This window comes from Halotia branconii CENA392, from assembly GCF_029953635.1.
In the GTDB taxonomy this organism is placed as follows: domain Bacteria; phylum Cyanobacteriota; class Cyanobacteriia; order Cyanobacteriales; family Nostocaceae; genus Halotia; species Halotia branconii.
The window spans coordinates 1,129,250-1,143,958 of record NZ_CP124543.1 but is presented as its reverse complement, the minus strand read 5'-3'; the positions used below and the strand labels follow the sequence as shown (position 1 = coordinate 1,143,958).

Annotated in this window: 20 protein-coding genes; 11 read left to right on the top strand and 9 right to left on the bottom strand. The window is 39.5% G+C overall.

All coding sequences use genetic code 11. From position 1 onward, the window contains the following. Positions 1–168: 168 nt before the first annotated feature. The gene (gene rpsD / locus QI031_RS05170) at positions 169–777 is read right to left on the bottom strand and encodes a 30S ribosomal protein S4 (RefSeq protein WP_281484138.1); all 609 of its coding nucleotides are present in this window, start codon (positions 775–777) and stop codon (positions 169–171) included. 214 nt (positions 778–991) lie between these two features. Between rpsD and QI031_RS05165 the strand changes: the two genes are divergently transcribed. The 6 genes from QI031_RS05165 to QI031_RS05140 all read left to right on the top strand — a co-directional run bounded on the left by QI031_RS05165 (position 992) and on the right by QI031_RS05140 (position 5,246). Next, positions 992–1,600, top strand: a complete 609-nt coding sequence (locus QI031_RS05165) for a hypothetical protein (protein WP_281484137.1) — start codon at positions 992–994, stop codon at positions 1,598–1,600. Positions 1,601–1,705: 105 nt separating this feature from the next. Continuing rightward, positions 1,706–2,338, top strand: coding sequence for a transaldolase family protein (locus QI031_RS05160; RefSeq protein WP_281484136.1), 633 nt, complete (start codon positions 1,706–1,708; stop codon positions 2,336–2,338). Between the two features lie 140 nt (positions 2,339–2,478). After that, positions 2,479–2,988: a DUF1499 domain-containing protein gene (locus tag QI031_RS05155; protein ID WP_281484135.1), complete on the top strand. Its 510-nt coding sequence runs from the start codon at positions 2,479–2,481 to the stop codon at positions 2,986–2,988. 213 nt (positions 2,989–3,201) lie between these two features. Then, positions 3,202–3,807, top strand: coding sequence for a vWA domain-containing protein (locus tag QI031_RS05150; protein WP_281484134.1), 606 nt, complete (start codon positions 3,202–3,204; stop codon positions 3,805–3,807). A gap of 148 nt (positions 3,808–3,955) precedes the next feature. After that, positions 3,956–4,561 carry a vWA domain-containing protein gene (locus QI031_RS05145; protein WP_281484133.1) on the top strand — a complete coding sequence of 202 codons (606 nt, stop codon included), beginning with the start codon at positions 3,956–3,958 and terminating at the stop codon, positions 4,559–4,561. 286 nt (positions 4,562–4,847) lie between these two features. Beyond that, positions 4,848–5,246 carry a salt stress protein, Slr1339 family gene (locus QI031_RS05140; protein WP_281484132.1) on the top strand — a complete coding sequence of 133 codons (399 nt, stop codon included), beginning with the start codon at positions 4,848–4,850 and terminating at the stop codon, positions 5,244–5,246. A 23-nt stretch (positions 5,247–5,269) separates the two neighbouring features. Here the strand turns inward: QI031_RS05140 and QI031_RS05135 are convergent, their stop codons facing one another. Further along, entirely contained in the window at positions 5,270–5,620 is a 351-nt protein-coding gene (locus QI031_RS05135; RefSeq protein ID WP_281484131.1) for a winged helix-turn-helix transcriptional regulator, read from the bottom strand. 210 nt (positions 5,621–5,830) lie between these two features. Then, positions 5,831–5,953: a hypothetical protein gene (locus tag QI031_RS05130; protein WP_281484130.1), complete on the bottom strand. Its 123-nt coding sequence runs from the start codon at positions 5,951–5,953 to the stop codon at positions 5,831–5,833. Positions 5,954–6,414: 461 nt separating this feature from the next. Here QI031_RS05130 and QI031_RS05125 point away from each other — a divergent pair, with 461 nt between their 5' ends. The 4 genes from QI031_RS05125 to QI031_RS05110 all read left to right on the top strand — a co-directional run bounded on the left by QI031_RS05125 (position 6,415) and on the right by QI031_RS05110 (position 9,715). Next, positions 6,415–6,828: an alr0857 family protein gene (locus QI031_RS05125; RefSeq protein WP_281484129.1), complete on the top strand. Its 414-nt coding sequence runs from the start codon at positions 6,415–6,417 to the stop codon at positions 6,826–6,828. A gap of 786 nt (positions 6,829–7,614) precedes the next feature. Next, on the top strand, positions 7,615–7,974 hold the full coding sequence (locus tag QI031_RS05120) for a hypothetical protein (protein WP_281484128.1): 360 nt from the start codon (positions 7,615–7,617) through the stop codon (positions 7,972–7,974). A gap of 310 nt (positions 7,975–8,284) precedes the next feature. Continuing rightward, positions 8,285–8,824: a Dps family protein gene (locus QI031_RS05115; RefSeq protein ID WP_281484127.1), complete on the top strand. Its 540-nt coding sequence runs from the start codon at positions 8,285–8,287 to the stop codon at positions 8,822–8,824. 123 nt (positions 8,825–8,947) lie between these two features. Continuing rightward, a complete protein-coding gene (locus QI031_RS05110) occupies positions 8,948–9,715 on the top strand; it encodes a ChaB family protein (protein WP_281484126.1) in 768 nt (255 codons plus the stop codon). A 289-nt stretch (positions 9,716–10,004) separates the two neighbouring features. Here the strand turns inward: QI031_RS05110 and QI031_RS05105 are convergent, their stop codons facing one another. Together QI031_RS05105 and QI031_RS05100 are read right to left on the bottom strand one after the other, a co-directional pair. Beyond that, a complete protein-coding gene (locus tag QI031_RS05105) occupies positions 10,005–10,406 on the bottom strand; it encodes a TIGR02588 family protein (RefSeq protein WP_281484125.1) in 402 nt (133 codons plus the stop codon). After that, a complete protein-coding gene (locus QI031_RS05100) occupies positions 10,403–11,263 on the bottom strand; it encodes a TIGR02587 family membrane protein (RefSeq protein WP_281484124.1) in 861 nt (286 codons plus the stop codon). Before QI031_RS05100 ends, QI031_RS05105 begins: the two co-directional genes overlap by 4 nt. A 274-nt stretch (positions 11,264–11,537) precedes the next feature. Here QI031_RS05100 and QI031_RS05095 point away from each other — a divergent pair, with 274 nt between their 5' ends. Further along, entirely contained in the window at positions 11,538–11,720 is a 183-nt protein-coding gene (locus tag QI031_RS05095; protein ID WP_281484123.1) for a CsbD family protein, read from the top strand. Positions 11,721–11,858: 138 nt separating this feature from the next. Here the strand turns inward: QI031_RS05095 and QI031_RS05090 are convergent, their stop codons facing one another. From QI031_RS05090 to QI031_RS05075, 4 genes are all read right to left on the bottom strand, one after another. Then, complete coding sequence (locus tag QI031_RS05090) at positions 11,859–13,256, bottom strand: AtzE family amidohydrolase (protein ID WP_281484122.1); 1,398 nt, start codon at positions 13,254–13,256, stop codon at positions 11,859–11,861. Beyond that, positions 13,253–13,441, bottom strand: coding sequence for a DUF4089 domain-containing protein (locus tag QI031_RS05085; RefSeq protein WP_281484121.1), 189 nt, complete (start codon positions 13,439–13,441; stop codon positions 13,253–13,255). Before QI031_RS05085 ends, QI031_RS05090 begins: the two co-directional genes overlap by 4 nt. A gap of 37 nt (positions 13,442–13,478) precedes the next feature. Beyond that, a complete protein-coding gene (locus QI031_RS05080; RefSeq protein WP_281484120.1) occupies positions 13,479–13,829 on the bottom strand; it encodes a DUF952 domain-containing protein in 351 nt (116 codons plus the stop codon). Positions 13,830–14,002: 173 nt separating this feature from the next. Further along, on the bottom strand, positions 14,003–14,659 hold the full coding sequence (locus QI031_RS05075) for a DUF3386 domain-containing protein (protein WP_281484119.1): 657 nt from the start codon (positions 14,657–14,659) through the stop codon (positions 14,003–14,005). Positions 14,660–14,709 lie beyond the last annotated feature (50 nt).

Below are 14,709 nucleotides of genomic sequence, written 5' to 3'. Positions count from 1 at the left end.
GTTGTCAATCAGTACGATCTTTTCCCTAACAGTTCTTCTCCCAAAAGAGACGCTACGTATAGCTTGCTTACCTGTAAGGATACCCTTAAAGCAACATTAAGAGCGTTACCCGCAGGGTCAGTTGCTAGTTGTTTTTGCTCCACTAACCACTGACCACTGACCACTGACCTAAGCTTGCCGTGAGTAGTATTCCACTACCAACAGTTCATTAACTTGTAGCGCGATCCATTCCCGTTCGATAACACTGTTAACTTTTCCAGTCAACTTGTTTTTGTCAAATTCTAAATGACTGGGGAGATTGGCTAAACCTGGATATTGCAAGTTGGCTTCCACTAACTCGCGCGATGCTTCTCGGTTTCTGACAGCAATTTCTTCTCCGGGACGGCAATGGTAACTGGCAATATTCACTGTACGACCATTGACTGTAATGTGACCGTGATTTACTAACTGACGAGCAGCGGGAATGGTGGGAGCCATTCCCATGCGAAAAACGGTATTATCTAAGCGCATTTCTAAGAGTTGCAGCAGCACTTGTCCAGTAGAACCAGTAACACGTCTGGCTCTACGCACATAACGTAACATTTGCTTTTCAGTCAGACCGTAGTTCATACGCATCTTTTGCTTTTCTTCTAGACGAACAGCATACTCAGAGCGTTTCTTGCGGTTCTGACCGTGCTGACCTGGTGGATAAGCGCGTCTGGGACTTTTACGACTTAATCCTGGTAATTCGCCCAAGCGACGGACAATTCTGAGGCGTGGCCCTCTGTATCGGGACATGAGTTTCCTTAATCTAATCCTGTTTAAATTTTACTCAGACATACTATTATAAATAGTTGGAAATGATTATTGCCAAAAATCATAAATTTAATCATCAAAAATTTATGCCAGGATCTACCAATTTTCCTGTTTTCGAGGAGACTTGTTGCACATTTGAGTTAGCATAACTTTGGGTGTTTGGAGAACGGCAATGTGCAAAACAGAGGTTAGCAGGATGAACAGTGACAAAGGTAGTTCAGTTTCTGCGACATTCAAGAATAAAGCAATTCGGTTGACAGCACCAGTTTTAGCTGTAGCTGGATGGTTGTTAGCGATCGCTCCTGGTATGGCTGCTTCCTATAATAATGATTATCGTGTCTGTGCAGGTCGAGTTATAGGTGAGGGCGTAACTGCACAAGCAGCATCACAAGGCTGTGCTGGGGCATTGCGTCCGAGAGATTTGGCTGCTTGCGTGGTTTACATTAAGAGAAATACAGAAATTGCAGCACCAGATGCCCTTTCTGCTTGTAACCAAGCCCGCCGTCCTAAGGATTATGCTTCTTGTGTGGCTGGTATTAGTAAGAATACCGAAGGAGCAGTTAATCCTGACGTTTTAACTTACTGTAATCGTAGTTTATTACCCGTGCGCTTTGCTCAGTGTGTTGTAGGCTTGCGTAGTGAAACAGACTTGACACCAATTCAAGCATTGAATACTTGTATTGATGGCAGCGATCGCATTGGTGGTTTACCGCCTTCATCTATATTACTTCCAACTCGACGTTCCACGGAATTTAGTCCAACTTTTGAGACTAACCCAATTCCTGAAAATCCAGAAAGTAGATAGATTTACAATACTAAAATTACTTTGCAAAAAAATTGCTCCAGTACTAATGGAGCAATTTTTTTGGGACTGCTTAGCCAAATTGAAGATTTACAGGAGAATAGAAAAGTGAGTATTTATCTCGACTCAGCGATCGCAGCTGAAGCTGAAATTGCTAGAAAATTAGGTTGGGTCAAAGGTATTACAACTAACCCAACTTTATTGTCTAAGACGAATTTACCAGTGCAAACTACACTTAAAAAATTGGCAGAGCTAACTACAGGGCCAGTATTTTATCAATTGATGTCGTCTGAATTGGATGAGATGGTGGCAGAAGGACGAGCAGCTTTTGCAATTATTGGACAACAGACTGTATTGAAAATTCCGGCTTCTCTAATTGGTTTTCAAGCAGTTGCTTCCTTGTCACCAGAAATTCCTTGTGCAGTGACAGCAATATATAGCGCAGCTCAAACGGCTGTTTCTCAAGAAGCGGGGGCTAAATATGCGATCGCTTATGTCAATCGTGCCACTAGACTTTTAGGTGATGGTATAGCTTTAGTACGAGAAATGGCCAGTGTCCTAACAGGTAGCAGCACAGAAATTCTGGCAGCTAGTATCAAATCTCCTGAAGAAGCAGCGGCCTCTCTACAAGCTGGCGCTCATCATCTCACTTTACCTTTGGAGATGTTGCAGTCAATGACCACTCATGAACTCTCGCAGCAAACTATTGATGAGTTTGCCAAAAATGGACGTGGGATTTGAGTATGGGGCATGGGGCATTGGGCATGGGGCACTTGTACTGAGCGTAGTCGAAGTATGGGGCATGGGAAGGCATTCATTAATTAGCACCGAAATGACAGAAGATAGTTGAGTGCTATTCAAACTTTAGGAGTAAATTTATCATGTCTCATTTGCTGACAGCGATGCCTAGTGCGGGCTATGCCTACGCGCAACGGCTTTTACAGAGTATAACTTTGGTTATATTGCTAACTTTGATTAATAGTTTAATACTTCCTGCTGCTTGGGCTGATTCTTCTAACTTGGGAATTGACAATGGTCATCTGAGTTCTTGTCCAGCTTCAAACAACTGTGTTGTCAGTCAAGATGCTGATTCTAAACATGCCATTGATCCGATTACTTATCATGTAGACCACAAGACAGCACGAGAAACCTTACTCAAAGTTCTCAGCGTTGTTCCTCGTACAGAAGTTATAGAACAAAAAGATAATTACATTCACGCTCTTTCTAAAAGCCGCATCTTCAAATTTACTGATGATGTAGAGTTTTATTTACCTAACGATGAGTCAGTTATTCATCTGCGATCGGCATCTCGCGTGGGAGAATCAGATCTTGGTGTCAACCGTAGGCGTTTGGAACAAATTCGTTTAGCTCTGCGTGATTTAAATATTTGATTAAAAACAGCTGAACTATTCCAATGCCCCATACTTCGACTACGCTCAGTACAAGTGCCTAATGCCCTATGCCCTATGCCCCATTCCTATATCACAGAGATAATCTTGAGTAGCCAATAAGTAACAAAAGTCATTAAGAAGCTTAAATCCTCTGTCAGTACAATGGAACCCTAGACTAGACTAGAACCACAGGGTATTACTACAAGGAATCTTATGATGAGCGATCGCGACTATACATTAATCATTGACAAAAGCGGTAGTATGTCTACCCCTGACCAAGTTGGTGGCAGGAGTCGATGGGAAATAGCTCAAGAGTCTACTCTTGCTTTAGCCAGAAAGTGCGAACAGTTTGACCCAGATGGCATTACTGTATATGTATTTTCTGGAAGATTTAAACGCTATGACGATGTTACCTCAGCCAAAGTCGCCCAGATATTTTTAGAAAATGACCCTGCTGGCACGACAAACTTAGCAAGTGTACTCCAAGATGCCCTCAATAATTACTTTCAACGCAAAGTTGCTGGTAAAACTAAACCCAATGGCGAGACAATTTTAGTGATTACAGATGGCGAACCAGATGATCGCAAAGCCGTATTTGAAGTAATTATTAACGCTACTCGCCAAATGGAGCGTGATGAAGAATTGGGAATTTCGATGATTCAAGTAGGTTCAGATTCCCAAGCAACTAAGTTTCTCAAAGCCTTAGACGATCAGTTACAAGGTGTCGGTGCTAAATTTGATATTTGCGATACCGTCACCTTAGATGATTTAGAAGACATGAGTCTTGCAGATGTATTAATGAATGCCATTACCGACTAACTAATCCTGGATGTTTCACAAGTGAGATGGCAAGCAAAAAAAATAAATTTTACCCATGCCCAATGCCCCATGCCCCATACTTCGACTACGCTCAGTACAAGTGCTCCATGCCCAATGCCCATTAACTAAATAATTGGAGAATTGAGAAATGCTAGAAAATCGTGACTATACCTTAATTATTGATAAAAGCGGTAGCATGGCAACCCCAGATCAAAAGGGTGGCAGAAGCAGATGGGTAACAGCCCAAGAATCTACTTTAGCCTTAGCGAGTAAGTGTGAGCAGTTTGATCCAGATGGCATAACTGTTTATTTATTTTCTGGTAGATTCAAACGCTATGACAATGTTACTACCAGCAAGGTAGGACAAATTTTTCAAGAAAATGATCCTTCTGGAACTACAGACTTAGCTGCTGTGTTAAAACATGCAACTGATGATTATTTTCAACGTAAAAGTGCAGGTACAACTAAACCTAATGGTGAAATAATTTTAGTTGTTACTGATGGTGAACCAGACGATCGCAAAGCGGTAATGAAAGTAATTATTGAAGCTTCTCGCCGCATGGATAGAGATGAAGAACTAGGCATTTCATTTATTCAAGTTGGCACAGATCAACAAGCAACCCGCTTTCTAAAAGTTTTAGATGATGAACTCGAAAGCGCTGGTGCTAAGTTTGATATTTGTGACACAGTTACAATGGAAGATATGGAAGATTTTAGTTTATCTGAAGTACTGCTGAATGCCATTAATGACTAGCACCGCTGCTTATCAAGCAAAAGTCAAAAGACTTGTATTGTCTGCTGTTTTAACATTTGTTTAGACGTTTTTTAAAGAAAAGGGGTCAGGAACTATAGGACTCCTATTTGATTAAGGAACACGATTCAGTACATATCTATCCCTTCTTAACTGTTCCCTGTTTCCTGTTTCCTGTTCCCTACCTACACAAATAAATTCACCGAATCAAACCGGATTACTATAAGAGTTAGGGACTAGAGTGGTGATTTCATTCATCAGAAAACCGCTATATTAGATTTAAAACATTATGGATGCTATTGATAAACTATTAGCTCAGATCAAAGCTGAATATGATGAAGTACAACCTGAAAAGCAACAGCCACCCAAATCCAAAGCGGCAAAACAATTTATTTCATCGTCACCAAAGTCTGCATCTTTAGTAGATAATCTTTTAGCTGAAGTTAAGGCTGATTTTGCAGCACAAGATGAAACTGAGGAGTTGAAAAAACAACAAGAATTAGAGAAAGAACAATTTCGACAAGCACAAATCAAAGCCAAACAACTAGAAACTTTGAAAGTTCGTGCCAAAGAATGGTTAGATAAATTAGATTCATTTTCCCCGGAAGGACTTTGGTTTGAAAGATTTGCTGAAGGCTACCCGTCAAAATTAGAGGCAGCAATTGAATATTTGCAAAGTAACGAATGAACTCTAAAGTACTTAAAATTAACTTAACTTTTGTGCTTATTATTTAATTGAGACACATGCTGAGTAGCCCAATCATGCATTGCATAAAGAATTGGTTTGAGACTTTCTCCTAAAGGTGTCAATGAGTATTCAACTTTAGGAGGAATTTGTGCGTAAATTTCTCGATGGACAATCCCATCTTCTTCCATTTCTCTGAGTTGCTGAGTGAGCATCTTTTGTGTAATTCCAGGTAAGGCTCGCTGCAACTCCCCAAATCTTTTTATGCCTGCGATTAATTCTCTAATAATCAAAACTTTCCAGCGTCCACCAATTACCTTGAGCGTGGTTTCTACTTCACAAGTCAGTCTACTATCGTTTCCTGCTTCAACTTTCATATCCCTGTTTTGTCACTCTCAAAAAACAATAATTGAAGCCCAATTCTGAGAATGTTAATTGATCAAGCTTTCAAGCTTTATTTTATAACAATAACTAAAATTTCTAGTTAAAAAACGAAAACTAAAGCGCCAAAAGGCTTTCAGCTATTGGGGTTTCCCACTCTGACAAAAGAAAGTTAAAATAGAAAGTGGCTTTCAACTTGAACACATTCAAGTGATTTGCAGTGACAAAATAATTACTAATTCGTAATGACGCTCCTGCGTTACTACCGCTTGCGCTCTAAGCGCAGCTATGCCGCAGGCTTTACGTAATTCGTAATTACTTGGTGTCATAGCCCCCACCAAATTAAAAATTGGTGGTCTTTAAGACGCTCACAAGCTTGCTACCGCTACGCTATCAGTTGTGGGTTCAAGCCCCCATTGATTGTAATTACGAATTACGAATTATGTTGACATAGCGATCGCATCGCAGCAAACATCTCTACTTCTTTAATGCCGAAACAGTCGGGAATCAGCCATTTTGGAAGTGGAGTATTTATTTATGGGTTGTAGCCGAGATTATTGGCCAATTAAAAAAGGTAATTATGATTTTAGATATCTCACTCAGTATTGGTGTGCTGAATGGAAAACCAAAACTGGATCAAAGAAGCGGGAAGTACAGACGAAGTAATACTGTACCGATATAAGACCAGAAAATTTTTGGTCAATTTTTAACCCCTGCTTCACTTAAACAAGAAGCAGGGATTTTTATGAAGATGTGCAAGCAAACCTGGAATAACAGGAGAGCATAAAGAATGCTGAAATTAACTTATACCGAAGGGAGCTTTTATTTAGAGTATCTCACTCAGTCACCAGAGGAATGGGTGGCACAGCGAGTGATTTTGGCAATGCGCGTTGGGCAAATTTTGTGCGTTGAACCCAGCACGGCTTCTTTTTTACTACCAGTAGATTTGCCAGGAGTAGATTTGCTTAGAGATGAAGTGAAGCGAGATGATAGTAAAATCATTACCTTGTGTGCTTGCGATCGCGAATATATAGAAGTCACCTTGAGGGGGTCTTGGTTATCAGATAGTTCTGAAAGCGTTATGGGTGTATTTGTCACTACTATAAACTCAGCACCCAACAGTGGCTTCGCTTCAGGCGTTGAGTTCTTTTTGCACAAACTTTGGCAGGAAGCTCAAGCCTGTGCTTCTGTGATGAGCGAATGAATTAGATGAAGGAGGCAAAAGGAAAACTGCTCTTTCACTTCTGCCTCCTCTGATAAATACACACACACTTGCATATTAAGTATTAAAAGATACTTTTTAAGATAAAAGTATTATTTAAGCGATCGCTTTTGCAATATAACAGTAGCTGCAATTGTTAAGACATTTATCTGTTGCCTGCGATGCACTGAGCGTACTTGTGCTGAGTTTAGCCTGAGCGTTGGTTGCTGAGCGCAGTCGAAGCAAGCCGTTGGCGCAGCCTCTCGTAGAGAAGGGCGTAGTCGAAGTAGTCGAAGTGTTGCCTGTTCCCATTGAATCAAAACACGATGTCCTAAATAACGTGTCTGTTGCTATACATAACAAGAATACTTTTGAGTCGTTTTGCTAGCGAAGTTGTTAAGCAGACTCAATTATGTACAGTCGATACGCCTAAGGAATGATTTTGTAGAAAATATCAATAAAATCAACTTCATTCCACAGGTTGATGCAGGTGTTAGTCTCTTACAAGTAAAAATGGATTTAGGTGAGATCTGATTGAAAAATATATTTTTGTTAAGACGCAGCTCATGTCTAACAAGTATTTTATTAGTATATTCTAGTTTATTACTTATAGCAAAGCGAAAACACCAAAAATATTGATTTCGACTGAAATTTCACTGTGATAGGACTAAGTGATAGAAGTATAAATTGTTAGTTTGGTAATTTAATTTTTTACCCTAATCAATACTTAAGCTTCTATCTATAATTTACTAGTCCTGTGTTGTTGAAGCTGTTATTTGAGGATTGCAAATGAAGATTTTTACTGTTGCTTTATCTGCCTTACGTCCAGTACGTTTGTTGTTTGTAGCTTTTACCTGTGCATTAATGTTCTTGTTTAATGCGGTTCCTGCTTTTGCAATCGATAGCTATCAAAGTAGCCCTAATGAAGGTCCTACACAATTACTCGAAACCCAGAAAAAAACTGATGAACTAGCTAAATCAGAACCACCTGGATTGAGAAAGGTTCAAGAAGAGTCTAACAAAGGACTTAATGAAGTTCAGGGTGATGCTGATATTGATAAGATGAAAAGCCCTGAAAATTCTCAAGGTGCAACTAGTGTAGAAGAAGAAGTAAAGGGTTTTCTAGAAAAAGTCACAGGCAACAAGTAGTAATAATACCAAGAATTAATTACTCTTCATCCACAAAACCTTTTTGTAGATAGATTTACTCTCTTTTGAAGATAGACATCTTGATATGAATAATCAAGATGTCTATTGTCATATATGATTAAATAGAAAAAAATTATAGACAAGTTTATCTAGAAATACGCTCTTAAGCTGCTTTTATCTATTAGAAGACACAGATAAAGAGAAACCTGAGTTGTAAATATTTGTGTTTGAAGAATCTTTCCTCTGGTTGATGTGTATTATGTCTAATTTTGTGAACTTAGTATATAAGTTCAGTTAGGAATAGAAAGCAATGCGTCCGATAAACATTGGTTTAACAGATGAACAGCGTCAAGGTGTAATTAACCTGTTGAATCAAGATTTGGCAGATTCTTATCTGCTGTTAGTGAAAACCAAAAAGTACCACTGGGACGTTGTTGGGCCTCAGTTCCGCAGCTTGCACCAGCTTTGGGAAGAACACTACGAAAAACTGACTCTGAATATTGACGCTTTAGCAGAACGCACCCGTGCTTTGGGTGGTTATCCGCTAGGTACAATGGATGGATTTCTCAATATGGCTACCCTCAAGGAACATGTTGGAGATGTCCCTACAGCCACAGGAATGGTTGCTAATCTTGTGCAAGATCACGAACAAGTTATTCGCAATCTCAGAGAGCATATCGATCACTCTAGCGAGAAGTTCCATGACGAGGGAACTGCTGACTTTTTGACCGGATTAATGGAAGAGCATGAAGAGATGGCTTGGATGCTGCGCTCATTTATAGAAGGGCAATCAGTAGAGCCAAATGGTGCAAAACCCGCAGCAGGAACTAAAGCTCCTGTAGGTGTGTAGTTTATATATAGCCAACTACACAAATTTGAATTGAGATAACAGTCTGTAGGGAGATTGAATCTCCCTGCAATTGTTTCCTGGGTATATCAACTATAAAAAACCAGATTTTGAAGGAGTATTGAAGTGCCAGAAGTGTATCAAGCAGAACGTACCATATCTGTCTTATTCAAAGAGCAAAAGCAAGTTGATGACGTTATCAAACGTTTACTTGACAGGGGTGTACCAAGAGATCATATTTCGGTAATGGGCAGAAATTTTCAGTCGGAAACTCGAATTTCTGGCTTCATTACCAAGAAAGATGTGATTTTGGGAGGATTGAGAACAGGAGCCATTTTTGGTTCTTTGTTTGGTTCATTCCTCAGCTTGCTTACGGGTGTAGGTGTACTGTTTGTTCCCTTTGTTGGGCCAATTGTAGCAGCAGGACCGATTGGTGCTTTGCTATTAGGTGCTGCTAGTGGAGCGATCGCAGGTAGTGCTGGTGCAGGTTTGGTATCGGTTCTGACTACTTGGGGAATGCCAGAAGATAAAGCTGCAATTTACCAAACTCGCTTACAAGCTGGCGAATTTTTATTAATGGCAGAAGTACCAGGCGATCGCGCTGGTGAATTTCAATTGTTGCTCGAAAGTGCTGGTGGCGAAGAAATCCATACAGTAGACAAAACATTGTCTCGTCCTTGTTCCGGTCCTTGCAGCAGTGCAGAAGATTTATCTCCTGAGGTTCGCTCTCATCTTTCTCAAGCAGCTCAAAACACATTTATTGAGCGTTATAACAATGTTTTAAGTGAAACAAGTGATGAGTTTACTGCTGAACAAGCTGCTTGGGAAACTATTCACCAAAAATATGATGAAGATGAAAAAGGTGTTTGGTCAAAATCTAAAGTAAATGTTTAATCTATAGTAATCTGGTTTGATTCGGTGAATTTATTTGTGTAGATAGGGAACAAGGAACAGTTAATAGAAGATATAGGAATCGTACTTGAATCTTGCTAAGTATACTGAGAAATAAATTTCTGTATGCTAAGCTCATAACCAATTTAGTTTTTCAAAAATCAAATATGAATCTTATAAATATGTACTGAATCTTGTTCAAAACTCAAATAGGAGTCCTACGTTATGTATTTTGTTGATTGATTGGTAATTGGTCATTAGTTACAATGACCAATTTTTTGTAGCTAATATCTTAGGGTAGCTTGTAACTAGAAACGCGCAAAGTTAACTTACCTTGTCTGGGATTTTGACTAAATATAAATGCCCCTTCTTCCCTTTCATCGCGGGATAAAAAATCAATTTGTTGTTCTCCTGTCTCTACAACTTTGCCGTTAATCTGTAATTCAGCAATAATTTGAACTGATTCGGCTGTATCTCCTCCTGTATTGACAACTTCAAAAGGAACATAAAATTGTCCATTTATTTCCCGAATTGTCTGTTTGTTCGTAACTGAAACGATTGGAGGTTGATTTTTATCATTGAGCCAAATGTAGCCCACTAAGCTCATAATTACAGCTAAAATTAACAAAGCTATGCTGAATGTTACCCACTCGGCAAATGAGCGCTTTGGTTTTTCTGATTCGGTTTTAGTCATAATGCTAATCTACCAGCTGCACCCCCAATAGTTGCAGGTAAACCTAGTATTAAAGTATGTTCTAACCACATTGTCCAGGGATCGCTGAAAGTTATCTTTTGAAAAAACCACAACATCAAAGCACCTGCTAGTAGAGACACTAAATAAGATATTATTGTTTCACTTGATGGTCGTTGGAATATACCTTTTTGTTGTCTACGCTTTTTTTGGTCTGAAAAGCCTGCTTGAAATACGATGCAATAAGAAATTACTAAAGATGCGGCAATCATTGCCAAAAGCCAAGGTGCAGAAACAGCTGCTGCTAACATAGGCACTTCATCAGTTGGAGCAATATTAAATGCAATTACAGTTGCACCAATTAAAGTTGCCCCCAAATCAGCAAGGGTAGCATCTAAACCATTTTGTTCATCATAAATTTCAGCACTACTATTATTATTGCTTTCTCCTAAAAACTGATTGGCTAGGGCAACACCAAGAGCAAAGGGTACACTTTCAAAAATAATTTTGCCTAAGGCTTCTTTTAGAGAAGTTTCAAGGGTTAATTCTCGTAACAATAGTAATATAAAGGCTGAACAAGCTAATCCGATCGCCATCGCTTCTACAGTATCTATCAGTGCTTCATAAGTTCGCCAGCTATATCTGCGTTTGCGAAAGCCTTCTGTTTGGTTAAGTAAAAAAACCACACTAAACATTAATGCGATCGCCATCATCATTAGTCGTGGTTTTACAAGTGAGCCAATCCACCAAACTTCCATTGTGTACAGTAGAGGAATACCAAATAAAAAACCTCCACAAGCACCCCTGATAATGTCATTTATCTCGCTTTTCCAGGCATTTTTTTGATGCTTTATAACCACTCTTGATGTTTCCCTTATCCATTAAACTTGCTTTTAACTTGAGGTTAATAATAGATATTAAACAGGTTTAATTATCCATGATAGACTTTACAACTGAAAACTATAATATAAAAATAAGGTAGTTTTCAGCGCAGTTATACTATTTAATTTTGCATCTGTCTAAAGTAATGATATGCATCATAACTTATTCTACCCTAAGATAGTATGAAAATATATAAAATATTGGTAGTCTATTTAATAGTTTAGTGTATCAAATAAACTAAGGAATAAAAAGATGAGTGTTGAAAAAAGAGTAGAAGCCACTGCCAAAAACATTGAAGGCAAAGTACAAGAGGTAATTGGTGAAGTAAGTGGGAATCCAGCAGACAAAGCCGAAGGGCAATCCAAGCAAGCTGAAGCCCAAGTTATTCACACAACAGAAAACATCAAAGATGAAATCAAGAAAGTGATTGACTAAATTAACTTCTCCAGAGTTAATGTTAGGGTGACATCTATTTACATTTACAAATGATTTAATATTAAGAATACTTCGTTGAGTTATCCATTCTTATTAATAAGAATGGATAACTTGTATATAAATTAGCACTTTATAAGATTAAGGACTAAAATCCTCACTACAAACTTTTGGATGTGAAATTTTCATAACTTTGTCCTCTACTACAGATGCAACCCGCAAAATTAAAGCTTCATTGTGAGGTGCAGCTATCAATTGGACACCTAAAGGTAGACCATTTAGACTTTGAATTGGTACTGATAAAACAGGTAAACCAATAAAAGATAAGGGTTGAGTAAATAATCCTAAATGGGGACGGATCAGAATTTCTTCACCATCTAACATCATCGTTTTTTGACCAATTAATGGTGCTGAAATTGGTGTAGTTGGCGCAAGAATTACATCCACATTCTGAAACACTTCCCGAATCCGATCGCGGTACCATCGGCGGAAGCGTTGTGCTTGTAAATACCAACTACTAGGAATTAACGCCCCAGCCAAAAAGCGATCGCGTGTAGCTGGATCAAAATCGTGAGGACGCAAGCGCAATTTGTCTAAATGCAGATTTGCCCCCTCGCTAGCTGTAATGATAAACGCCGCCGCACGAGCGCGATGGGCTTCTGGTAGCGTTACATATTCAGTCACATTTAAAGCATCCGCTACTTTTTGCACTGCTGCTAAGGCTTCTGCTTCTGCACCTTTGATAAAATAATCATCGGCGATCGCAATTCTAATATCAGAAATATCTTTGTTAAGTTGAGGTAAACACGATTGCAGTGGACGCTTTGTACAAATTGGATCGCGATCGTCTTCGCCTTGCAGCACATCAAAAACGGTAGCAATATCCTGTACCGAACGAGCAAAGTGACCAATGTGGTCAAAACTACTAGAAAATAAAGCTACCCCAGCACGCGATAATCGTCCATAAGTTGGTTTAAAACCAAAAACCCCACACAAAGCAGCGGGAACACGAATTGAACCATTAGTATCAGAACCCAAAGTTAACGGTACTAAACCCGCAGCAACAGCCGCCGCCGAACCACCCGATGAACCGCCAGCTACACGCCGTAAATCATGGGGATTACGGGTAGCGCCATAATGGAAGTTTTCCGTGACAAACCCGTAGGCGTACTCATCCATATTTAAAGCGCCAACTAACACAGCACCTGCTTGTTTCAGCTTCGTTACTGCGGTTGCGTCTTGAGTTGCTGGGGGATTTTTTGCATTGATTTTTGCACCTGCTAGAGTTGTTAAACCAGCGATGTCAAAGAGGTTTTTGACTGCAAAAGGCACACCAGCCAGCAAACCAGGGTTATTACCTTGGGCAACTTCTTGATCAATTTGGGCTGCATCTGCTAAAGCCGTTTCTGTCGTCACAGCCGTAAAGCAATTGAGTTCATGATCTCGTGCTGCGATTCGTGCTAACGCAGCTTTGGTAACTTCCGCCGCACTAACTTTACCTGCACGGACAGCAGCAGCTATTGATACAGCATCATTCATGGTTCAAATACTGGTGCAATTTCAATATCTTCTGGTAGAGGGAAGGAATTGACGAGATGAGCGATCGCTTTTATTTTCTCAAAATTTGCCACTACACCATCTCGATACTCATCTGTAATCTGCAAATCTAACAGTAACGCCATTCGATCAACATACTCACCCACATTCAAACTCTGACTTTCCATTTCAACTCCTCTGCGTTCTTAGTGTCTTGGCGGTTTGTTATTTTAAATCTGTAACTTCTGGTGGTAACTCAAAAAAGCCATTTTCTTGAGGTTCAAAATTAATTACTTGATAAACAGCATCAATATTTAAAGCACCATAAATATGGGGAAATAGTTCACCTATTTCAGCAGCTTCATAGCGAATTTCTGCTTGAACTTGATTAGAATCAATAGCCAGTAGTACCAATCCTGATTGATTGGGGAAAAATCTATTGGCAACTTTGACTATTTGGTTAGCTTGGGAACAGTGGATAAAACCTTCACTATCTAGCGTATCACCGCGATAACTACCGATGAGGTTAGCTTGTTCCCATTGTTGGCGTTGGGTAATGTGGAAGATCGTGTTCATAAATTAAACTTCTTACAAAAGTCCTTATTCTTAGCTTCTTCTTTGCGTCTTTGCGTCTTTGCGTGAGACAAAAAGATATTTATGCAAGAGGTCTATTGATTGAAATCAAAACAAAAGCGATCGCTTCTTTAATTCAAGAGGCGATCGCTTTTATTTATATTGCAGAATACAGCTTAAGCAGCAACAGGTTCCAACAATTTAATATTCGAGAACACAAACTCCTGAGTTGAGAGTTGTCCTGCTGTTTCAGTGCGAATTTCCCGGCGATTCAAAATGAAATAGTCGCCAACTTTTTCGTATTCATCGGTAAATTCGCTTCTACCACCTTTTTGTTCCCCAGTTTTGGGGTCATGATACACAGAGTCGTAAGTGTGGGACAAATAACCTTCCCCAGTGTCATGACTGCTGAAAGTGTCGATTGTCACAAAAGTACCGTGAATTAAACGGTGAACATGGCAAACTTCGTTATTACGAACTTTGTATTTATCACCTTCAGACTTACCACCAACTAAAATTTCAACAGCACCAGTTTCGTCAGTATTCCCATAGCTAAAAGTATTCGCGCCGTGAGTGTCTGCAAAAGAGCGACGGACGCGGTGAATAGCAATTTCCCATGCTTGACCGTGAATTGCTTTTTTGGCTTCTTCATCATCTATATTCAATACTTCCGCTTTTAAATCAGCGTTGACGACAACTTTACCTGTGATTACTTGATCGTCATGCTTAAAAGTAATATCTGCGGTATAACCGGGGAAATTCTGATCCCAAGTGTAGCGGTTTTCATAAGCAGCCCGGAAAAGTTCCTGAGCAGAGAGTTTTGTAACTGTCATGTGCTTCTCCTAGCGTTATCAGTTAGATTAGCGTTTTATCTTTGCTGGTA